Annotated in this window: 18 protein-coding genes; 14 read left to right on the top strand and 4 right to left on the bottom strand. The window is 73.7% G+C overall.

Annotated features, from left to right (window positions below):
• Window positions 1-10: 10 nt before the first annotated feature.
• From mycP to ACN27D_RS06385, 7 genes are all read left to right on the top strand, one after another.
• Entirely contained in the window at window positions 11-1,483 is a 1,473-nt protein-coding gene (mycP, locus tag ACN27D_RS06415; RefSeq protein WP_421498753.1) for a type VII secretion-associated serine protease mycosin, read from the top strand.
• A 416-nt stretch (window positions 1,484-1,899) separates the two neighbouring features.
• Window positions 1,900-2,619, top strand: coding sequence for a TIGR03936 family radical SAM-associated protein (locus ACN27D_RS06410; RefSeq protein ID WP_393159668.1), 720 nt, complete (start codon window positions 1,900-1,902; stop codon window positions 2,617-2,619).
• Between the two features lie 130 nt (window positions 2,620-2,749).
• The gene (locus ACN27D_RS06405; protein ID WP_421498752.1) at window positions 2,750-6,232 is read left to right on the top strand and encodes an Rne/Rng family ribonuclease; all 3,483 of its coding nucleotides are present in this window, start codon (window positions 2,750-2,752) and stop codon (window positions 6,230-6,232) included.
• A 302-nt stretch (window positions 6,233-6,534) separates the two neighbouring features.
• Complete coding sequence (rplU, locus tag ACN27D_RS06400) at window positions 6,535-6,849, top strand: 50S ribosomal protein L21 (protein WP_018787289.1); 315 nt, start codon at window positions 6,535-6,537, stop codon at window positions 6,847-6,849.
• Window positions 6,850-6,860: 11 nt separating this feature from the next.
• Window positions 6,861-7,115: a 50S ribosomal protein L27 gene (gene rpmA / locus ACN27D_RS06395; protein WP_013288010.1), complete on the top strand. Its 255-nt coding sequence runs from the start codon at window positions 6,861-6,863 to the stop codon at window positions 7,113-7,115.
• Between the two features lie 91 nt (window positions 7,116-7,206).
• Window positions 7,207-8,658 (top strand): GTPase ObgE, encoded by a 1,452-nt coding sequence (obgE, locus tag ACN27D_RS06390; RefSeq protein ID WP_421498751.1) that lies wholly within the window; start codon window positions 7,207-7,209, stop codon window positions 8,656-8,658.
• Window positions 8,659-8,717: 59 nt separating this feature from the next.
• Entirely contained in the window at window positions 8,718-9,167 is a 450-nt protein-coding gene (locus tag ACN27D_RS06385) for a GNAT family N-acetyltransferase (RefSeq protein ID WP_120568482.1), read from the top strand.
• Window positions 9,168-9,182: 15 nt separating this feature from the next.
• On the opposite strand, the gene ACN27D_RS06380 is transcribed toward ACN27D_RS06385, so the two are convergent.
• Together ACN27D_RS06380 and ACN27D_RS06375 are read right to left on the bottom strand one after the other, a co-directional pair.
• Window positions 9,183-9,842: a DUF6766 family protein gene (locus ACN27D_RS06380; protein WP_091421843.1), complete on the bottom strand. Its 660-nt coding sequence runs from the start codon at window positions 9,840-9,842 to the stop codon at window positions 9,183-9,185.
• An 85-nt stretch (window positions 9,843-9,927) separates the two neighbouring features.
• Window positions 9,928-10,392 (bottom strand): DUF4383 domain-containing protein, encoded by a 465-nt coding sequence (locus ACN27D_RS06375; RefSeq protein WP_181726627.1) that lies wholly within the window; start codon window positions 10,390-10,392, stop codon window positions 9,928-9,930.
• A gap of 209 nt (window positions 10,393-10,601) precedes the next feature.
• On the opposite strand from ACN27D_RS06375, the gene ACN27D_RS06370 reads away from it, so the two are divergent.
• The 3 genes from ACN27D_RS06370 to ACN27D_RS06360 are packed head-to-tail and all read left to right on the top strand — an operon-like array spanning window position 10,602 to window position 12,518.
• Window positions 10,602-11,387, top strand: coding sequence for a hypothetical protein (locus ACN27D_RS06370; protein WP_421498750.1), 786 nt, complete (start codon window positions 10,602-10,604; stop codon window positions 11,385-11,387).
• A gap of 31 nt (window positions 11,388-11,418) precedes the next feature.
• Window positions 11,419-11,871, top strand: coding sequence for a phage holin family protein (locus tag ACN27D_RS06365; protein WP_120573620.1), 453 nt, complete (start codon window positions 11,419-11,421; stop codon window positions 11,869-11,871).
• Complete coding sequence (locus ACN27D_RS06360) at window positions 11,868-12,518, top strand: DUF3618 domain-containing protein (protein ID WP_120568485.1); 651 nt, start codon at window positions 11,868-11,870, stop codon at window positions 12,516-12,518. Before ACN27D_RS06365 ends, ACN27D_RS06360 begins: the two co-directional genes overlap by 4 nt.
• Window positions 12,519-12,593: 75 nt before the next feature.
• Here ACN27D_RS06360 and ACN27D_RS06355 read toward each other — a convergent pair whose 3' ends face one another.
• Window positions 12,594-13,688 (bottom strand): glycosyltransferase, encoded by a 1,095-nt coding sequence (locus tag ACN27D_RS06355; protein WP_358172213.1) that lies wholly within the window; start codon window positions 13,686-13,688, stop codon window positions 12,594-12,596.
• 120 nt (window positions 13,689-13,808) lie between these two features.
• Between ACN27D_RS06355 and ACN27D_RS06350 the strand changes: the two genes are divergently transcribed.
• From ACN27D_RS06350 to ACN27D_RS06335, 4 genes are read left to right on the top strand one after another with little or no spacing between them, the layout of a single operon-like run.
• The gene (locus ACN27D_RS06350) at window positions 13,809-14,447 is read left to right on the top strand and encodes a cyclase (RefSeq protein ID WP_121683456.1); all 639 of its coding nucleotides are present in this window, start codon (window positions 13,809-13,811) and stop codon (window positions 14,445-14,447) included.
• On the top strand, window positions 14,444-15,622 hold the full coding sequence (locus tag ACN27D_RS06345; protein ID WP_120568488.1) for a zinc-dependent alcohol dehydrogenase: 1,179 nt from the start codon (window positions 14,444-14,446) through the stop codon (window positions 15,620-15,622). Before ACN27D_RS06350 ends, ACN27D_RS06345 begins: the two co-directional genes overlap by 4 nt.
• A 33-nt stretch (window positions 15,623-15,655) precedes the next feature.
• The gene (locus ACN27D_RS06340) at window positions 15,656-18,103 is read left to right on the top strand and encodes a molybdopterin oxidoreductase family protein (RefSeq protein ID WP_421498749.1); all 2,448 of its coding nucleotides are present in this window, start codon (window positions 15,656-15,658) and stop codon (window positions 18,101-18,103) included.
• Between the two features lies 1 nt (window position 18,104).
• Window positions 18,105-18,563: a hypothetical protein gene (locus tag ACN27D_RS06335; RefSeq protein ID WP_120568490.1), complete on the top strand. Its 459-nt coding sequence runs from the start codon at window positions 18,105-18,107 to the stop codon at window positions 18,561-18,563.
• Here ACN27D_RS06335 and ACN27D_RS06330 read toward each other — a convergent pair whose 3' ends face one another.
• The gene (locus tag ACN27D_RS06330) at window positions 18,564-19,829 is read right to left on the bottom strand and encodes a cytochrome P450 (RefSeq protein ID WP_421498748.1); all 1,266 of its coding nucleotides are present in this window, start codon (window positions 19,827-19,829) and stop codon (window positions 18,564-18,566) included.
• Window positions 19,830-20,009: the final 180 nt, after the last annotated feature.

Raw genomic sequence — 20,009 nt, 5'->3', positions numbered from 1 at the left:
GGACGGACGGATGAAGGTGCACGTCGCCGCGCTCCGGCCGGTGGCGGCCGGTCTGCTTGCCGGACTGATGCTGCTGGGGGCCGCCCAGCCGGCGGTCGCCGCTCCGCGCCGCGCCGAGCAGTGGTACCTGGACGAGCTGCGGATCGACCGGGCGCATCAGATCTCCACCGGGCGGGGCGTCGTCGTCGGCGTGCTGGACACCGGCGTCGACGCCGGGCACCCCGACATGCGGGGCCAGGTCCTGGCCGGTGGGAGCACCCGCGACTCCGGTGACGGCCGGCGGGATCCGGACGGCCACGGCACCCACATGGCCGGGATCATCGCGGCCAACGGCACCGGGGTGGTCGGCATCGCGCCCGACGCCCGGATCCTGCCCGTCCGGAAGCCCGTCGGCGCGGCGGCCACCAAGGACGACTCCGCGACCGGCATCCGGATGGCCGTCGACGGCGGGGCGAAGGTGCTCAACCTGTCGTACGGCGGCGCCGGGGCCGTGGACGAGAGCGAGGCGGCCGCGATCCGGTACGCGCTGGAGCGCGACGTGGTCGTGGTCGCCGCCGCCGGCAACGTCCGCTCGGCCGGCCCGGACGTCGTCTCACCCGCCAAGATCCCCGGCGTGATCGCGGTTACCGGCACGGTCCGGGGCGGGGGCTTCTGGTCCGGCTCGGCCCAGGGGCCGGAAGCGGTGATCGCCGCACCCGGCGACGAGGTCTACAACATCGGCCCGGACCGGGGCTACGGCTGGGGGGACGGCACCTCCGACGCCGCCGCCGTCGTCTCCGGCGTCGCGGCGCTGATCCGGTCGAAGTACCCGAAGCTCTCCGCGTCCGACGTGATCAACCGGATCATCCGTACCGCCCGGGACGCCGGCCCGCCCGGCCGGGACCCGCGGTTCGGCTTCGGCCGGATCGACCCGGTGGCGGCACTCACCGCCGACGTGCCGTCGGTGTCGGCGAACCCGCTGCTCGGGGCCGCCGCGCCGAGCGCGTCCGCGCCACCGGCCGCCGCCGAGGACGACAACTTCGACGTGACCAAGTACGGCGACCGCGGCGGCCCCTCCGACCAGCAGGTGATGGTCATCGGCATCGGCGTCGCGGTGGCGCTCGTGGTGCTGCTGGCGCTCGTGGTGTTCCTGATCTGGAACCGCCGCCGTCACCGGCGCGAACTGGCCCGGGCCGGCTCGATCCCGGACGAGGCGCTGGATCGGATGGACGGCAACGGGCAGGGCCCGCCGGTCCCGGCCGGCTATGCCGCCGCTCCGCCGTCCGGCTACGGCCCTCCCGGCAGCCACCCGGCACCCGCCGCCTACGCCCACCCGGGCGGGTACGCCCACCCGGGCGGACACCCCCAACCCGGCGCAGGCACCGGCCCCACACCGGGCGCCGCCTACCCCCAGCCCGGCACAGGCGGCTACCCCCAGCCCGGCGGGGGCGCCTACCCACCCCCACCCCAGCAGCCCACCCCACCCCACGACCCCCGCCCCTGACCACCCACCCCACCCACCCCACCCACCAGGCCAACCCCACCCACCCCACCCGGCCCACCCCGTTGATCATGAAGTTGACGGCGTTGTCGATCTCCAATCGCACCGCCAACCTCATGATCGTCCGGCCGCCGTGCCCCGGCCGTCCGGCCGGCTGTGCTCGGTGATCAAGGGGTTTGTGGGCTTTGGAGCGGCGGATCTGGACGTCAAGTCCTTGATCACGGGGCGGGGAGCCTCGCCGGTTGCCGGGAAGGGCTGGGGTTTGGGTGGGTTTGGGGTGGGTGGGGTGGCCCCGGGTGTGGAGCGTGGTGGGCGCTGCGTCAGGATGAGACCGATACGCAGGCACAGCCGAGGAGCTCACGATCGCCAGAAAGCCTCAACCCGAGGGCGGCCAGGCCCCCGTCGTCCAGCGGATCCGTATCCGGTACGCCAAGCGTGGGCCGCTGCGGTTCACCTCGCACCGGGACTTCGCCCGGGCCTTCGAGCGCGCGCTGCGCCGGGCGGGCGTACCGATCGCCTTCTCCCAGGGGTTCACTCCGCACCCGAAGATCTCGTACGCCTCGGCCGCGCCGACGGGTGTGGCGAGCGAGGCCGAGTACCTGGAGATCGGGCTCCGTGAGCCGGTCGACCCGGCGCGGCTGCGTGAGTCGCTCGACGCCGCGCTCTCGCCCGGGCTCGACGTGCTCGAGGCGGTGGAGGCCGCCGGCGGCAGCCTGGCGGACCGGATCGAGGCGTCGTACTGGCGGATCGAGCTGCCCGAGGTCGATCCGAAGGTGCTCGCGGAGGCGGTGGCCGCCTTCACCGCCGCCGAGGAGATCCAGGTCGAGCGGATGACCAAGCAGGGGCGGCGTACGTTCGACGCCCGAGCGGCAGTGGTATCGATCGATGCCATGGCTCCGGCTGAGACGCCTTCCGGGGCGGCGGCCGTACCGTGTGCGATACTCGAACTGGTCGTGCGGCAGGTCACCCCGTCCGTTCGGCCCGATGACGTCCTGTCCGGCCTCCGCGCGGTGGCCGCCTTGGAGCCGCCGGTCACCCCGAAGGTGATCCGGCTGGCGCAGGGCACGCTGACCGCGCAGGGCGAGATCGTCGATCCGTTGGACGCGGATCGCGACGGGGCAACCATCGGAGAGCGCTGACCGTCGGTCAACGCTCTGGCAGGCAGACTTCGGCGGTCGCGCGTTTGCGTGCCCGGCGGAAACACCTTTGCGGCAACCCTGCGTGGCAGCGCTCACCCGCGCCCGGGGCGGCCAGAACTGGAGAACGTCCATGCTCGAGAACGAGCCCGAGGGCGGCGAACGGACCGGCGCAGAGCCGGCCGGGACGACCGCCGACAGCGCCGCCACCGCCTCCGGCAGCGCTGACACAACCGCCTCCGCCCGCACGGAGGGTGCCTCCTCCGGCAGCGCCGACGGCGCCACCGCGGAAGGTGTCGCCACCGGGGAAGCTGGCGCCACCGTGGAAGGCGGCGCCACCGCGGAAGGTGTCGCCGAGACCAAGCCGCCGGCCCGTAAGCGGGCCAGCCGCCGCAAGGCCGCTCCGCTGAACCAGCCGGAGCAGACCGACGCGCCGGTCGAGGCGTCCACGACGGTGACCGGCAGCGGCGAGTCGCCGCAGGCCGAGGTGCTCGCGCCGGTGGCCGGCGAGTTGGACACCGCGCCGAAGACCACCCGGCGGCGTCGTAAGGCGACGCCGGCGAAGGCGGTCGAGGAGCCGGTGGCCGCGGCCGGGGTGGAGGCCGCCTCGGAGGAGGTCGTGCCGCCGGTCAAGGTGACCCGGACCCGTCGCCGCAAGGCCACGCCGCCGGCCGCCGAGACGGTCGCGCCGGACGAGACCGCCGCAGGGCAGGCCCCCGCGGACGGGGTGATCGACGGGCCGGTCTCCGCGCCCGGGGGCGACCTGATCGCCGAGGGACGCGCCGACATCGACGGCGGCGAGACCACCACGGGCGAGACCACCACGGGCGGAGCCGTCACGGGCGGAGCCGCCACCGGGGAGGCTGCAGGGCAGACCCCCACCGGCGAGCGCACCGCCGGCCGGCGCACCGCCAGGGGCAACCGGACCGCCGCCGGCGACCAGGCCACCGCCGGCGACCGGACCGCCACCGGAGACAAGGCTGCCACCAGCGAAAACAAGGCCACGCGCGGCGGCAAGGTGAGCACGGGCGGCGCGGCGGTCACCGGCGGCACGGCCGGCGTCGGTGAGACCACCGGCGAGGACGTCGGGGACGTCGAGGACGAGGACGCCGAGGCCGAGAGCGTTGCGGACGCGAGCGCCGCGGCTGCGCGTACCGAAGAGGTCAACCTGGCCCGCAGCGGCGGCCCGGCGGACGCGACGGGCGTGGTGTCGACCGGCGCCGCAGTGCCGCGCGCGGCCGAGGAGCCGGCCGAGACGCCGCCGGCCACCGGCCGCCGGCGTCGTGCCGCGCTCTCCGCGCCGACCGTCCTGTTCATGGCGCCGCAGCCCGACGAGGCACCGGCCGTCCAGGTGACGTACCCGGCGGCGGAGGAGCCGATCGAGGAAGCCGTCGAGACCGGCCGGCGCCGCCGTCGCGGCCGCCGTGAGGTCGAGCCGGTCGAGGCCGAGGTCGAGCCGGAGGTCGCCGAGGAGGAGCCGGCCGCCGAGGCCGAGGAGGCAGCCGAGGCGGACGAGGACGACGAGACGGCTGCGGGCCGCCGTCGCCGCCGCCGGGGCCGCCGGGGTCGTGGCCGGGGCAAGGGCGGCGCGGACGACGCCGACGACGAGGACATCGACGAGTCCGGCGCGGCCGAGACCGCCGAGGGCGAGGCCGAGGAGTCCGCGGAGGACGAGGAGGCCGAGGGCGAGGGGATGACCCGCCGCCGTCGCCGTCGTCGCCGCCGGGGCGCCGGCGAGGCGGACACCGCCGCCGAGGACGGCGTGCCGACCGTCGTCAAGATCCGTGAGCCGCGCAAGCCGGTCGACGAGGTGCAGGGTGTCTCCGGTTCGACCCGGCTGGAGGCCAAGCGGCAGCGCCGCCGGGACGGCCGCGAGCAGCGGCGTACGCGGCCGCCGATCCTGAGCGAGTCGGAGTTCCTGGCCCGTCGCGAGGCGGTGGACCGGGTGATGGTGGTCCGCCAGCGCGGCGACCGCACCCAGATCGCCGTGCTCGAGGACGGCGTGCTCGTGGAGCACTACGTCACGCGGAACTCGTCCGGCACCATGGCCGGCAACGTCTACCTGGGCAAGGTCCAGAACGTGCTGCCGAGCATGGAGGCGGCCTTCGTCGACATCGGGCGCGGGCGCAACGCGGTCCTGTACGCCGGTGAGGTCAACTGGGACGCCACCGGCCTGGAGGGCCGGGCCCGCTCGATCGAGCAGGCGCTGCGCTCCGGCGACTCGGTGCTGGTGCAGGTGACCAAGGATCCGATCGGGCACAAGGGCGCGCGGCTGACCAGCCACATCGCGCTCTCCGGCCGGCACCTGGTCTACGTGCCGAACGGCAACGCCTCCGGGATCAGCCGCAAGCTGCCCGACACCGAGCGCAAGCGCCTGCGGGACGTGCTGAAGAAGCTGGTGCCGGACGGCGCCGGGGTGATCGTCCGGACCGCGGCCGAGGGCGCCAGCGAGGACGAGCTGGCGCGCGACGTCAAGCGGCTCCAGGCGCAGTGGGAGGACATCCAGGCCAAGTCGACCGAGGGTGGCGCCCCGGTGCTGCTCTACGAGGAGCCGGACCTGGTCATCCGCGTGGTCCGGGATCTCTTCAACGAGGACTTCCGCGAGCTGGTCATCGAGGGCGAGTCCGCGTACGGCGAGGTCGAGTCGTACCTGTCGCACGTGTCCCCGGACCTGGTGGCGCGGCTGCGCCGGCACGCCGGGGTGGCGGACGTGTTCGCCGAGTACCGGATCGACGAGCAGATCCTCAAGGGGCTGGACCGGAAGGTCTTCCTCCCGTCGGGTGGCTCGCTGGTGATCGACCGCACCGAGGCGATGACGGTCATCGACGTCAACACCGGCAAGTACACCGGCTCCGGGGGCAACCTGGAGGAGACGGTCACCCGCAACAACCTGGAGGCGGCCGAGGAGATCGTGCGCCAGCTCCGGCTGCGTGACCTCGGCGGCATCGTGGTGATCGACTTCATCGACATGGTGCTGGAGTCGAACCGGGAGCTGGTGCTGCGCCGGCTCACCGAGTGCCTCGGCCGGGACCGGACGAAGCACCAGGTCACCGAGATCACCTCGCTCGGCCTGGTGCAGATGACCCGCAAGCGCATCGGCGCGGGCCTGCTGGAGGCGTTCAGCGAGACCTGCGAGTGCTGCAAGGGCCGGGGCGTGATCATCCACACCGAGCCGGTGCCGGAGAAGCCGCGCGGCGGGGCGGGGGAGAAGGTCAAGGCGGTCGCCTCGGCGGTCGCCGCGCCGGCCGAGGAGAAGGGCCGCCGCCGGGGCCGCAAGGCCGCCGCGGAGAAGCCCGCGGTGGAGGCCGCGCCGGAGCAGCCGGCCGCGCAGGCCGCCGCCGAGCCGCCGGCCGCACCGGTCGCGCCGGAGCGGACCGTCGCCGAGGTGGTCGAGAACGACGACGACTACTACGACACCCAGGGCTACGACCTGTCCCGGTTCGAGACGGGCACGCCGGCCGCCCCGGCGGTCGCGGACAGCCAGGAGGGCGACTCGGCCCGGCTGGCCGCCGCCGACGACCCGGACGCGATCGGTGACGGTGACAGCGACGACGACAGCGGCGCCCCGCGCCGGCGGGCGCGTCGTGGTGGCGCCCGGCGGCGTACCCGGCCGTAAGGTCTTACGGCGCTGACCTGCGCGAACAGGGCCCTCGATCCGCCGGGAGAAGGCGGGGCGGGGGCCCTGTCGTGCCCGCCGGGCCGGGCGGAGAGGCACCGACCGGCAGCCCGGTTTGGGCGGCGGCCCGGGTATGGCGTAGGCTTGCCTGCGGCGCACTTTGGTGTGCCGAGTTCCCGCGTGCCCGCGCCGCCGGTGTCACGGCTCCCGGCGAGACGCCGTGGGAACGACCGTCGACGGTGTGACAGCCGGCAACGGTGCAATAGACGCCAGCAGCCTCAACGACAGGGAGTCCGCCTCCGATGTACGCGATCGTCAAGACCGGCGGCAAGCAGTACAAGGTCGCCGAGGGCGACGTGATCGAGGTCGAGAAGCTCGCCGGTGCCCCCGGCGACGCGGTGAAGCTCACCGCGGTGCTCCTCGTCGACGGTGACGACCTGGTGACCGACGCGGCGAAGCTCGCCAAGGTCGCGGTGTCCGGCGAGATCGCCGCGCACACCAAGGGCCCGAAGATCCGGATCCACAAGTTCAAGAACAAGACCGGCTACCACAAGCGCCAGGGTCACCGCCAGCCGCTGACCCAGGTCAAGGTGACCGGCATCTCCAGCGGGAAGTAGGTCGTCCTCCAATGGCTCACAAAAAGGGTGCGTCCAGCTCGCGTAACGGCCGTGACTCCGCGGCCCAGCGACTCGGCGTGAAGCGCTTCGGTGGTCAGGTCGTCAGCGCGGGTGAGATCCTCATCCGTCAGCGTGGCACCAAGTTCCACCCCGGTGACCTGGTCGGCCGTGGCGGCGACGACACGCTGTTCGCGCTGGCCGCCGGTTCGGTGCAGTTCGGCACCAAGCGCGGTCGCAAGACCGTCAGCATCGTGCCGCAGCAGTAGTTTTCCGGCGAAGCGGGCCGCGGACCTCTGAGTCCCGGCCCGCTTCGCCTTTTCACGCGCGGGGCGGACCCCCGCTGGAAGGATTGGCGTCGTGACGACGTTCGTTGACCGGGTCGTCCTGCACATGCAGGCCGGCGACGGCGGGCACGGCTGTGTCTCGATCCACCGGGAGAAGTTCAAGCCGTTCGGCGGGCCGGACGGCGGCAACGGCGGCCACGGCGGCAGCGTGTCCCTGGTGGTCGACGCGCAGGTCACCACGCTGCTCGACTTCCACTTCCGGCCGCACCTGAAGGCCGAGAACGGCAAGGGCGGCGCCGGCTCGAACCGGGACGGCGCCAACGGCCGTGACCTGGTCATCAAGGTGCCGAACGGCACAGTGGTGCAGAGCCTCGACGGTGAGGTGCTGGCCGACCTGGTCGGCGTCGGCACCACGTTCGAGGCGGCCCGGGGCGGCCGGGGCGGGCGCGGCAACGCCTCGCTGGCGAACGCCCGCCGCAAGGCGCCCGGCTTCGCGGAGCTGGGTGAGCCCGGCGACCGGCTCGACGTGGTGCTGGAGCTCAAGAGCGTCGCCGACGTGGGCCTGGTCGGCTTCCCGTCGGCCGGCAAGTCGTCGCTGATCTCGGTGATCTCCGCGGCCAAGCCGAAGATCGCCGACTACCCGTTCACCACGCTGGTGCCGAACCTGGGCGTGGTCCGGGTGGACAACCACACCTTCACCGTCGCCGACGTGCCGGGCCTGATCCCGGGTGCGGCCAGCGGCAAGGGCCTGGGCCTGGAGTTCCTCCGCCACGTCGAGCGCTGCGCCGTGCTGGTGCACGTGATCGACACCGCGACGCTGGAGCCCGGCCGCGACCCGCTCGCCGACATCGACGCCATCGAGTCGGAGTTGTCCCAGTACGGCGGCCTGACCGACCGGCCCCGGCTGGTCGCGCTCAACAAGGTCGACGTGCCGGACGGCAAGGACCTGGCCGACATCGTCCGCCCCGACCTGGAGGCCCGCGGCCTGCGCGTCTTCGACATCTCGACCGCCACCCGCGAGGGTCTGCGCGAGCTGACGTACGCGATGGCGGAGCTGGTCGACCAGGGCCGCCGCGCCGCCCCGCCGGCCGAGCCGACCCGGATCGTGATCCGCCCGAAGGCGGTCGACGACGCCGGCTTCACCATCGAGGCCGAGCCGGACGGCTCGTACACGGTGCGCGGCAGCCGGCCGGAGCGCTGGGTCAAGCAGACCAACTTCGACAACGACGAGGCAGTGGGCTACCTGGCCGACCGGCTGGCCCGCCTCGGCGTCGAGGAGAAGCTCGCCAAGGCCGGCGCGCAGGCCGGTGACCTGGTGCGCATCGGCGACCGGGAGTTCGACTGGCAGCCGACGCTCTACGCCGGCATCGACTTCGTGCCCGGCAACCGGGGCACCGACGTGCGGCTGGAGGAGAAGTCGAACCGTCCGTCGGCGTCGGACCGGCTCGCGGCCCGCAAGGCCCGCCGGGTCCGGCCGGAGGACGAGGTCGAGGCCGCGCCGGCGGCGGAAGCGGACGCCGAGTAGCCGTTTCCGGGTCGGTGGCGGGAAACCTGCGCGAAATCCGGCCGATCTAGCGTACGGGCATGTTGATCGAGTCCCGTCCCGCCACCGATCCGGAGATCGCCGCGCTCGTCGTCGCCCAGCAGCGTGAGCTGCGTGACGCGGACGGCGGGCTGGACGGGCAGGTCACTGTCGTGCACACCGACATCCGCTACCTGGCCGTCGTGATCGGCGGCCGGGCGGTCGGCTGCGGCGGGCTCCAGGCGCTCGACGCGGACACCGGCGAGTTGAAGCGGATGTACGTGCGGCCGGCGTACCGGGGTCGGGGCATCGCCCGGCAGTTGCTCGTGGCGCTGGAGGAGCTGGCGTTCCGGCAGGGGCACCGCACGGTGTGCCTGGAGACCGGCACCTACCTGCCGGCCGCGATCGGGCTCTACCGGTCCAGCGGGTACGAGCCGATCCCGGTCTACGGCGAGTACGTGGACAACCCGTACAGCGTCTGCTTCGCCAAGCGGCTGCCGGTGGCGGCCTGATCGGCGGCCCGACGTTCAGGCGCTGGTCTGCGCGTGCGGCGCGGTGACCGGCTTGGACTCCGGGCTGGCGTGCTGGCGCAGCACGATGCTGAGCAGGATCAGCACGCCCACGGCGAGGAACTCGCTCTGCCAGTTCTGCATGGACTGGAACCAGAAGTCGCTGGTGCCGAGGAACTGCCACGCGCTGATCGGGGCGGCGCCGCTCTCCAGAGCCTGCTCCTGGTTGTAGGCGGCCACACCGCCGAACAGGTGCCCCAGGAACGCACCCCCGAAGATCATCAGAAGCGCGATGGCCAGGCTGTTGCGGTAGACCACGAGCGGCAGCCCGCCGACGCGTACCGGCCACGGCGAATCGGGGCGGGCGTGGTCGCGGTTGTCCTCCGGCCGGTCCGTCTGGTCCTCCGGCTTCGACTCGGCCGAGCCCTTCTGCACCAGGTACGCGGTGAGCAGCACGTAGCCGCCCATCTGGAGGAACTCCGACTCCCAGTTCTCGAACACCGCCTCGGCGAAGTGCCCGGTGCCGAGGTAGGCCCACCAGCTCAGCGGCTCGGCGCCGTACTGGCTCAGCTCCTCGTTGTGCACCTGCCAGCCGAAGACGCTCTGCAGCAGCAGGAAGACCAGGAACGCGCCGAGCATGGCTATCGAGAGCATGTTGTCGCGCAACCACCGTGGCATCGCCGGACCTCCTCGACCCGCTCGCGGTTGCCCTCCTGCCCGGCGCCGGGCCGGGGCAAACGCCCGCTCGGCGTGTCGCGCCTGGTCAGGGGCGGTCGAAGGGTGCCTCCACCCGGCTGCCGGTGCCGAGGTTGTTGTTGAGCAGCAGGCCGGCGGCGAGCATGCCGAAGCCGAGGGCCAGGTGCAGCCAGTTGTCGGCGTCGTTCACCGGCACGAAGTTCACCGCGGTGTCCCGGTCGATGGCGAAGCCGTACAGCCACAGCACCAGGTAGAGCGCGCCGCCACCGGCGAGGAACACCCGCGCGCCGCCCAGCCGCCGGGCCATCAGCAGACCGACCAGCCCGAACGACAGGTGCAGCAGGTTGTGCAGCACCGACACCTGGAACACCCCGAGCAGTTTCGCCTCGGAGTGGTGCCCGGCGAACGTCATGTCGCCGTAGTGGGTGGTGATGCCGGGCACGAAACCGAGCACGCCGATCAGCGCGAAGAGGGCTGCCGCCGCGAGCGCGACCTTCTGCACCGCAGGCCGGGCGGACGCGTGTTCGCGCAGGTCACGTGCCATCCCTGTCACCCCCGTGGGACTCGCCGCCGCCCGGGTGGGCAGGCACCTCATTGTCTGACCGGGGTGGGGCGCTCCCGCAGAGAATTCACGAATCAGGCATGGAGCCGCCGACCTGGGGTAGGGCGATTGTCACGCGGAAACAAATCCGCGTACCCCCCGAAGACAACCGCTGGGAAGACACGAGCGGAAGGGACACCATGACTCAGGATCTTTCCCCCAGTTCGGCCACGTACCAGTCGACGAACGGTGGCGGCGGTGTACGCGACCAGGCCCGCCAGGTCGGCTCCGACGCCGCAAGCGCGGGCGGCGCGGTCGCGCAGACCGCCAAGGAGCAGGGCCGGGAGGTGGTGGGCGAGGCCAAGCGGCAGGCCCGCGACCTCTACGGCGAGACCCGCAGCCAGGTCACCGCGCAGGCCGGTCAGCAGCAGCAGCGCGCCGCCAGCGGACTGCGCTCGCTCGCCGACGAGATGCGCACCATGGCGCAGCAGGGCGGCGGCTCCGGGCCGGTCACCGAGCTGGCCCACCAGGCGGCCGAGCGGGTGCACGGCGTGGCCGGCTGGCTGGAGCAGCGCGAGCCGGGCGACCTGCTCAACGAGGTGAAGAGCTACGCCCGCCGCAACCCGGGCACGTTCCTCGTCGGCGCGGCCCTGCTGGGCGTGGTCGCCGGGCGGCTCACCCGCAACATCACCGCGCTCGGCGACGACAGCACGGCGCGGCCGGCGTACGACCCGGACCGCACCGCCGTCATCCCGACCGCGCGCGAGGTGCCGGACCAGGTGCCGCCGGGCGGTTACCTCGACCCGACGCCGGGCAGCTACGCCGAGCCGGACCCGGGCTACTCCGCGCCGGGTGCGACCTACCCGACCGGCGGCGCCCCGAACACCTGGGCCGACCCGGCCGGTGGCACCGGCCAGCCGTTGCCGCCGCCGGAGCGCACCGACCCGCTGCCGGGTGTCCCGTCGACCGGCGCTCCCCGCCCGTGACCGGCCGCACCGGCAGAAGGGAGGCGACGGCATGACCGTACCCACGCAGGACCCCGGCTATCAGGCGGCGGGCGCCCCGCCCCACGCCGACGAGGTGCGCAGCAGCTCGATCGGCGACCTGATGCGCCAGGTCACCACGGACCTGTCGACGCTGATGCGCCAGGAAGTCGAGCTGGCCAAGGCCGAGATCCGCCAGGAGGGCAAGAAGGCGGGCAAGGCCGCCGGCCTGTTCGGCGGCGCCGGCTTCGGCGGCTACATGGTGGCGCTCTTCGTCTCGATCGCGATCTGGCAGTTCCTCGACAACGTCATGGACTCCGGGCTGGCCGCGCTGATCGTGGCCGTCATCTGGGCCGCGGTCGCCGCGGTCCTGTACTCGATGGGCAAGAAGAACGCCGAGCGGATCCGCGGCCTGAAGCAGACCAACGACAGCGTGCAGCGCATCCCCGACGCGCTCAAGCCGCACCCGGAGGGAGTCACCCGATGAGTACCGATCCCGAGCAGATCCGCCGCGAGATCGAAGCCACCCGCAACAACCTCAGCTCGGACGTGGACGCCCTGGCGTACAAGGTCAGCCCGAGCCGCATCGTCGACGACCGCAAGCAGCGCGTCCGCAGCGCGCTGACGAACGTGAAGGACAAGGTGATGGGAACCGCATCGGACCTCGGCCACAGCACCGGCCACGCCGCCCACTCGGTGGGTGACCACGCCTCCTCGATGGCCTCCACGGTGGGCGACAAGGCGCAGTCCGCCGCCGCCACGGTGAGCGACGCCGCCCACCGGGCGCCGCAGGTGGTGCGGCAGAAGTCCGAGGGCAACCCGATCGCCGCCGGCGTGATCGCCTTCGGCGTCGGCATGCTGGTCTCCTCGCTGATCCCGGCCACCCGCCGCGAGCAGCAGGTCGCCGCGCAGGTCAAGGAGAAGGCCGCCGAGCACGGCGGCGTCGTCAAGGAGAAGCTGGGCGAGGTCGCCACCGAGCTGAAGGAGGAGCTGCGCGAGCCGGCGCAGCACGCCGCCGAGTCGGTGAAGGCCACCGCGCAGGACGCCGCGCACACGGTCAAGGACGACGGCCGCGCCGCCGCCCAGGACGTCCGGCACAGCGCCGAGCAGGCGCGCGACGAGGTGCGGTCCTGACGGTCCGCTCCCGCGTCCGGAAAGGGCCCGTCCGATCGACGCGATCGGACGGGCCCTTTCCGTGCCGGTGACCGTTCAGCGGGCCGCCCGCTCGGCGCGCAGCGGTGGGGGTGCCGCGCCGGTCTCCACCCACAGCACCAGATCGTCGGGGCGGCGCCGGGTCATCCGCCGGCGCAGGAGGCGGGTGGGGTTGGCCGCCGTCCGCAACCGGGCGCCCGCGTAGGGCACCCCGCCGCGCAGCCGCCGGCCCACCGCCAGCCAGGCGCACAGGCCGCGTTCCAGCACCCAGGCGGGCGCGGCCAGGCTCGTGTGCGCCGGGAAGACCCTGGTGCCGCCGGCCCGTCGCCGGCCCAGTTCCGCCACTGCCACGGTCGCCAGTCCGGCGCGCAGCAGCAGCCCGGGCCGGCGGGTGGCGAGCGCGACCGCCGTCGCCGGCAGCACCGCCAGCGCGGCCAGCAGCCACACCGGCCGGGCCGTCTCGTCGTACGCCTGGCGGACGCGCTGCCCGAGGAAGTGCGCGGCGGTCGGCGGCAGCCGCCGCACGTACAGCCACGCCGGGGTGGCGGTGCTGCCGCCGTACGCGCGCACGGTCCGGACCAGCTCCAGGTTCTCGAAGAGCACGTCGGGGTCGTAGCCGCCCATGGCCAGGAACGTGCTCCGCCGCACCGCGAGCGTGCCCGGCCAGTCGCCGCCGAACACGCGGGCCAGCAGCGTCCGGCCGGTGTCCCACCAGGCGTGCCAGGGCAGCGGGTCGAAGTGGTTCTGCGGCCGGACCAGGTCCACCCCGTCCAGCATCTGGTGCACGGCGCACAGCGCCGCCCGGTCGTACCGGACGTCGTCGTCGGCGATCACCACGTGCTCGTGCCGGGCCAGCGCTACGCCGGTGAGCACGCCGAGCACCTTGCCGTTGCGCCCGCGCAGCGCCGGATCCGGCGGTACGTGCCGCACCAGAGCGTGCCAGGCGGCGGCGTGCCGGGCGAACAGCTCCGGCGCCGATCCGTCGACCACCACCACGTCGACCCAGCGGCTCAGCTCGCGCAGGTACCCGGTCAGCTCGTCCAGGCCGCCGTCGTCGTGGGCGCGCAGCGGCAGGACGTACGCCATCGGCAGCCGGACCGGCGCGGACGCGGCGCCCTCGTCGCGCGGCTGCGCGGCGGTCGGTCGGGTCACGTCGCCTCCTTCAGGTCGGGTGACGCGACTTGCCCGGAATGCGGCTGCTGAAACCGTTTCGGGCGCGCTGCGCCGGGTAGCGCACCCGGATACGGACGGTCCGAGTCGGGAGGAGACGTGATGCCCAGCAACGCGACGAGATGGGCGCTGGCCGGCGCCGCCGCGGTGACCGCGCTCGGGGTCACCCGGACGGTGGCCCGGCGGCGGCACCGGCACCAGCCCGACCGGGAGGACGGCTGGTACGTGGTGCGCCGCGGGATCACCGTGAACCGGCCGGTGGACGAGGTCATCGGCTTCTGGACCGACCGGGAACGGCTCGACCGGGGCCTGGCCGAGTGGGCGACGCTGGAGCAGCTCGACGCGAACCGGTGGCGCTGCGTGGCGGCCGACCCGGCCGGCGGCGGCACCGAGTGGCGGGCCGAGATCACCGTCGACGGCCCGGGCCGGTTGAGCTGGCGGGTCACCGACGGGCCGGTGGCCCAGCGCGGCCGGATCGAGCTGGCCGCCGCCCCGCAGGACCGGGGCACCGAGATCCGGGCCGAGCTGCGGTGGCGGTCCGGCCCGATCCGGCGGGCGGTCGGCCTCGTCGGCGGCAGCGACCCGGACCTGGGTCTGCGCACCACGCTGCGCCGGATCAAGTCGCTGATCGAGACCGGGCAGGTGCTCGACACCCGGCACGATCCGTCCGGGCGCAGTCCGCGGCAGGAACGGGCGACGGACAAGGTACGCGAGAAGCTGATGGCGGGAGGACGACCGTGAGGGCGTTGTGCTGGGAGGGCGTCGGCAAACTGGCCGTGCGGGACGTGCCGGAGCCGACCATCAGGTCCGGCGGTGACATCATCGTCAAGGTCCGCGCGAGCAGCGTCTGCGGCTCCGACCTGCACCTGATCAACGGCTACCTGCCGGCGATGCGCGAGGGTGACATCCTCGGCCACGAGTTCATGGGCGAGGTGGTCGAGACCGGCCCGGACGTGCGGCGCATCTCAGTCGGTGACCGGGTGGTGGTCGGGTCGGTGGTGGCCTGCGGCTCGTGCTGGTACTGCCGCACCGAGCAGTTCTCGCTGTGCGACAACTCCAACCCGCAGCCGGTCTTCACCGAGAAGCTGTGGGGCCACTCGCCCGCGGGCATCCTCGGCTACTCGCACGCGGCCGGCGGCTACTCGGGCAGCCACGCCGAGTACATCCGGGTGCCGTTCGGCGACGTCGGCGCGTTCACCGTGCCGGACGGGGTGCCGGACGACTCGGTCGTGTTCGCCTCCGACGCCATGCCGACCGGCTGGATGGCCGCCGACTTCTGCGACCTCAAGGGCGGCGAGGTGGTGGCGGTCTGGGGCGCCGGCGGTGTCGGCCAGATGGCGGCCCGGTCCGCGCAGATCCTCGGCGCCGAGCGGGTCGTGGTCATCGACCGGCTGCCGGAGCGGCTCGCCACCGCTTCGCAGCGTCTCGGCGTCGAGACGATCAACTACGCCGAGACCGACGTGCTGGAGGCGCTGCGCGAGATGACCGCCGGGCGCGGCCCGGACGCCTGCATCGAGGCCGTCGGCATGGAGTCGCACGACGTCGGCCCGGCGTACGCGTACGACAAGGCCAAGCAGACGGTACGCGCGCAGACCGACCGCCCCACCTCGGTCCGGCAGGCGATCATGGCGGCTCGCAAGGGCGGCACGGTGAGCATCGTCGGCGTGTACGGCGGCCTGGTGGACAAGTTCCCGCTCGGCGCGGCCATGAACAAGGCCCTGGTGCTGCGGATGGGGCAGATGCACGCCCAGCGCTACATCCCGATGCTGCTGGACCGGGTCGCGGCCGGCGAGATCGACCCCGGCTACCTGGCCACCCACCCGATGTCGCTGGAGCAGGGCGCCCGGGGCTACGAGATCTTCGAGAAGAAGGAGGACGGCTGCCTGCGTACGGTGCTGCACCCGCAGGCCGCCTGACCGCCCGCCCGTCGGCGGGGGATGGAGTGAGCGATGGTGGACCGGATAGCCGACCCGTGGGGGCCGCGTACGCCGTACGGGCCGGGGGAGCGCTGGCCGGTGCGGGTCGACACGTTCCTCGCCGACGGGCACACCGAGGCGGACGTGCAGCGCTGGGTGCCGAGCGCCTCGATCCTGCACTCCAACGGCGACGCGCTCGACATCGCGGTGGTCGACGACCGGATCGTCGGCGTACGCGGGCGCGCCGGGGACCGGGTCAACCACGGCCGGGTCGACCCGAAGGACCTGTACGGCTGGCAGGCCAACCACAGCCCGGACCGGCTGCGCCGGCCGCTGGTCCGTGAGGGCGACCGGCTGGTCGAGACGGACTGGGACACCGCGATGGGGCGCGTCGTGGCCCGGTCGAAGGAGCTGTGGGAGGGGCCGGGCGGCTGGGGGCACTTCGGCTTCTACACCAGCGGACAGCTGTTCCTGGAGGAGTACTACGCGCTCGGCGTGATCGGCAAGGCCGGGCTCGGCACGCCGCACATGGACGGCAACACCCGGCTGTGCACGGCGACCGCCGCGGCGGCGCTGAAGGCGTCCTTCGGCGCCGACGGGCAGCCCGGCTCGTACACCGACGTGGACCACTGCGACGCCATCGCGCTCTGGGGACACAACGTCGCGGAGACCCAGACCGTGCTCTGGATGCGGATGCTGGACCGGCGGCGCGGGCCCAACCCGCCGGCCGTGCTCGCGGTCGACCCGCGCGCCACGCCGGTGGCCCGGGAGGCCGACGTGCACCTGGCCCCGCGCAACGGCACGAACGTGGCGCTCCTCAACGGCCTGCTCCGCGAGCTGATCCACCGCGGCCGGTACGACGAGGCGTACGTCGGCGCGCACACGCTCGGCTTCGACGAGCTGTGCCGGGTGGTCGAGGACTACCCGGTCGCGAAGGTCGCCGAACTCTGCGACCTGCGGCCCGCCGACATCGAGCGGGCCGCCGAGCTGCTCGGGGAGTCCGAGCGGCTGGTGTCCACCGTGCTGCAGGGCTTCTACCAGTCCAACCAGGCCACCGCGGCGGCCTGCCAGGTGAACAACCTGCACCTGATCCGGGGCATGCTGGGCCGCCCCGGCGCCGGGATCTACCAGATGAACGGCCAGCCCACCGCGCAGAACACCCGGGAGACCGGCGCCGACGGCGACCTGCCGGGGCTGCGCAACTGGGAGAACCCCGCGCACATCGCCGAGCTGGCCCGGCTCTGGAACGTCGACGTGGACACCATCCCGCACTGGTCGCCGCCGACACACGCCATGCAGATCTTCCGGTACGCCGAGCAGGGCTCGATCAAGCTGCTCTGGATCTCCGCCACCAACCCGGCGGTGTCCCTGCCCGCCCTGGCCCGGATCCGCCGCATCCTGAGCAAGCCGGACCTGTTCGTGGTGGTGCAGGACATCTTCCGCACCGAGACCGCCGAGCTGGCCGACGTGGTGCTGCCGGCCGCCACCTGGGGCGAGAAGACCGGCACGTTCACCAGCGTGGACCGCACCGTGCACATCTCCGAGAAGGCCGTCGAGCCGCCCGGCGAGGCGCGCGCCGACCTGGACATCTTCCTCGACTACGCGCGCCGGATGGACTTCCGAGACCGCGACGGCAACCCGCTGATCCGGTGGACCGGGCCGGAGGAGGTGTTCGAGGCGTGGAAGGAGTGCAGCCGGGGGCGGCCCTGCGACTACACGGGCATCACGTACGAGCGGCTGCGCGGCGGCGGCATCCAGTGGCCGTGCGACGAGGCGCACCCGGACGGCACCGAACGTCTCTACACCGACGGCGTCTTCCACACCGACCCGGACGACTGCGAGACGTACGGCCACGACCTGACGACCGGCGCGGAGCTGCTGGCCGACGAGTACCGGGCGAAGGAGCCGCGCGGCCGGGCGTTCCTGCACGCCGCGCCGTACCAGCCGTCGCCGGAGGTGCCCAGCGACGACTATCCGCTGCTGCTCACCACCGGCCGGACCGTCTACCAGTTCCACACCCGTACCAAGACCGGCCGGTCCACCCAGCTCGACCACGCCGCGCCGGAGTCGTGGCTGGAGCTGAACCCGTCCGACGCGGAGCGGCTCGGCGTCGGCGAGGGCGACCTGTGCCGGATCGAGTCGCCGCGCGGCGTGGTCCGTGCCCGCGCCCGGCTCTGCGGGGTCCGCCCCGGCGTGGTGTTCCTGCCGTTCCACTACGGCTACTGGGACACCGGCGACGGCGCCGCGCCCGGCGAGGGGCGGCACGACCGGGCGGCCAACGAGCTGACTGTCACCGCGTGGGACGCGGTCTCCAAGCAGCCGATCTTCAAGGTCGCAGCGGTCCGCGTGGTCAAGGAGGCCGGCTCCGACGGGCGGCCGGCGCCCGCGCCCACCGTCGGCGCGGCCGCGCCACCCGCCGGATCCGGCATCCCGGCCACCGTCGGCGGTCCCGCCGCCGAGGCGTCGTCGAGGGAGGAGTGACATGCAGCTCGCGCACTACCTGGGGTTGCTGCACCGGGCACAGGACCGCCTCGGCGACGCGTTCACCGAGGTCGGCGCCGCGCACCGGGACGAGCCGGACGTCTTCCACACCTGTGAGCGGCTGGCCGAACGGTGTCACGCGCACGCGGCGGCGCTCGCCCCGTTCGCCCGCCGGTACGCCGAGGACGCGCCGGCCGAGCCGGACCGGCTGCACTCCGAGCTGTTCTCCGGCACCCGTACCGGGCCGATCGGGCTGCTGCGCGACCTCCAGGACCTCTACCTGATGGCCGCCGAGTGCGACATCTGCTGGACCGTGGTGGGCCAGGCGGCGTACGGCGCCCGGGACACCGAACTGCTCGCCGTGGTGCGCTCGTGCGAGCAGGAGACCGCGATCCAGCTCAAGTGGCTGCGGACCCGGATGAAGCAGGCCGCGCCGCAGGCGCTCGTGGTCGCGTCCTGATCAGGCGGCCCGGCGTGCCCCCTCGGCCGGGCGCACCCCGTCGAGCACCAGCCCGCCGGGCGGCAACGCCGGCATGGCGCCGAGGTCGAGCGCCAGATCCTGCGGCGGTACGCGGTACGTCATCGCGCCGGTCAGGTTCGTCACCGCCCGCTTCATCAGCTCGATCGTGATCCACTCACCGGCGCAGCGGTGGCCGGTGTAGTGGTCGCCGCCGCCCTGCGGGACCAGGCCGAACGGGTCGTCGCGCCACCCGCCGAAGCGCTCCGGGCGGAACCGTTCCGGCTCGGGCCACACGTCGGGGTGGTGGTTCGTGCCGTACAGGTCGAGCAGCACGCGCCGGCCCTGCGGGAACGAGTACCCGCGCCACTGGAACGAGCGGCGGACCCGGGCCGCGGCGACCGGGAAGAACGGGTAGTAGCGGCGTACCTCCTGCACGAACTGCTCGGTCGCGGCGTCGTCGCCGGGTAGCCGGTCCCGCCAGTGCGGGTGGTCGTGCAGCGCCAGCGCGGCGAAGACCACGTACCGGTCCACGGCGACGGTGGGGCGCAGCACGTTGAGCAGTTCCACGGCGGCGATCCGGCGCGGCAGCGGCAGGCCCCGTTCGTCCCGGTGCCCGGCCACGACCGCCAGCGCGCTGCCCTCCGGGGCGGGCACCGCGCCCGCGCGTACCCGCTCGATCAGCTCGCCGGCCCAGCGTTGCGCGTGCCGGCGGCCGAGCCGTCCGCGCCAGTGCCGGGGGCCCAGCGCGGCCGGCGCCTCGATCATCGCGTGCATCTCGGCGGTGCGGCGCGGCACGTCGGCCTCGGCCAGCGGCACCCCGGCCCAGGCCCAGACCGTACGGGTCAGGATCTTTCCCACCTCGTCGTAGAGCACCACCGGGCCGCCCTCGGCCCAGTCGGGGATCCGGGCCCGCCACTGCTCGTCGAAGATCTCCCCGAGGCGGCGGATCGCGGCCGGCGTCATGATCGACATGAACATCGCCTTGCGGACCAGGTGGGCCTGCCCGTCGAGGCCCTGCACGCCGCCGACGCCGGTGAGCGTGCGCTGCCCGCGCATCGGCATGGCGCCGCGCCGGACGAACCGCTCCTCGTCGTAGAACAGCTCGGCGGCCTCCCGGCCGCGCAGGCAGATCGTCGGCTCCAGCAGCAGCCGGGTCTGGAAGACGTCGGTGCCGAGGCGGTCGCAGCGGTCGCCGACGAAGCGGTAGCCCTCCCGCAGGAACGCAATCGTGCTGTCCGGGCTCCGGTCGCTCGGCATGGTGCTCATCTGGGCTGCTCCTGACGCGGTTCGGCGACCCTGCCTACCTACCCGGGCCGACGCGGCCGAACCCTCCATTCCAGCAGCTCCGGCCCTTCGGGGGAGGGGCCGGCCGCGCCGGCGGGTGCTGGCCCCTCCCCGGGCGCGGAAAAGCTGGTTGGCTCGGGTTCGCGGGCCGGCGGCGACCGG

The sequence above is a fragment of the Micromonospora sp. WMMD1274 genome, assembly GCF_049179035.1.
GTDB classification, from domain to species: domain Bacteria; phylum Actinomycetota; class Actinomycetes; order Mycobacteriales; family Micromonosporaceae; genus Micromonospora; species Micromonospora tulbaghiae.
This window is presented reverse-complemented; position numbering and strand designations above follow the sequence as displayed.

Excerpts from the sequence above, each read along its gene's own strand:
- mycP (WP_421498753.1), top strand. The coding sequence starts at position 11 with ATGAAGGTGCACGTCGCCGCGCTCCGGCCGGTGGCGGCCGGTCTGCTT.
- ACN27D_RS06405 (WP_421498752.1), top strand. The coding sequence starts at position 2,750 with ATGCTCGAGAACGAGCCCGAGGGCGGCGAACGGACCGGCGCAGAGCCG.
- rplU (WP_018787289.1), top strand. The coding sequence starts at position 6,535 with ATGTACGCGATCGTCAAGACCGGCGGCAAGCAGTACAAGGTCGCCGAG.
- rpmA (WP_013288010.1), top strand. The coding sequence starts at position 6,861 with ATGGCTCACAAAAAGGGTGCGTCCAGCTCGCGTAACGGCCGTGACTCC.
- ACN27D_RS06385 (WP_120568482.1), top strand. The coding sequence starts at position 8,718 with ATGTTGATCGAGTCCCGTCCCGCCACCGATCCGGAGATCGCCGCGCTC.
- ACN27D_RS06380 (WP_091421843.1), bottom strand. The coding sequence starts at position 9,842 with ATGCCACGGTGGTTGCGCGACAACATGCTCTCGATAGCCATGCTCGGC.
- ACN27D_RS06370 (WP_421498750.1), top strand. The coding sequence starts at position 10,602 with ATGACTCAGGATCTTTCCCCCAGTTCGGCCACGTACCAGTCGACGAAC.
- ACN27D_RS06365 (WP_120573620.1), top strand. The coding sequence starts at position 11,419 with ATGACCGTACCCACGCAGGACCCCGGCTATCAGGCGGCGGGCGCCCCG.
- ACN27D_RS06360 (WP_120568485.1), top strand. The coding sequence starts at position 11,868 with ATGAGTACCGATCCCGAGCAGATCCGCCGCGAGATCGAAGCCACCCGC.
- ACN27D_RS06350 (WP_121683456.1), top strand. The coding sequence starts at position 13,809 with ATGCCCAGCAACGCGACGAGATGGGCGCTGGCCGGCGCCGCCGCGGTG.
- ACN27D_RS06340 (WP_421498749.1), top strand. The coding sequence starts at position 15,656 with ATGGTGGACCGGATAGCCGACCCGTGGGGGCCGCGTACGCCGTACGGG.
- ACN27D_RS06335 (WP_120568490.1), top strand. The coding sequence starts at position 18,105 with ATGCAGCTCGCGCACTACCTGGGGTTGCTGCACCGGGCACAGGACCGC.
- ACN27D_RS06330 (WP_421498748.1), bottom strand. The coding sequence starts at position 19,829 with ATGAGCACCATGCCGAGCGACCGGAGCCCGGACAGCACGATTGCGTTC.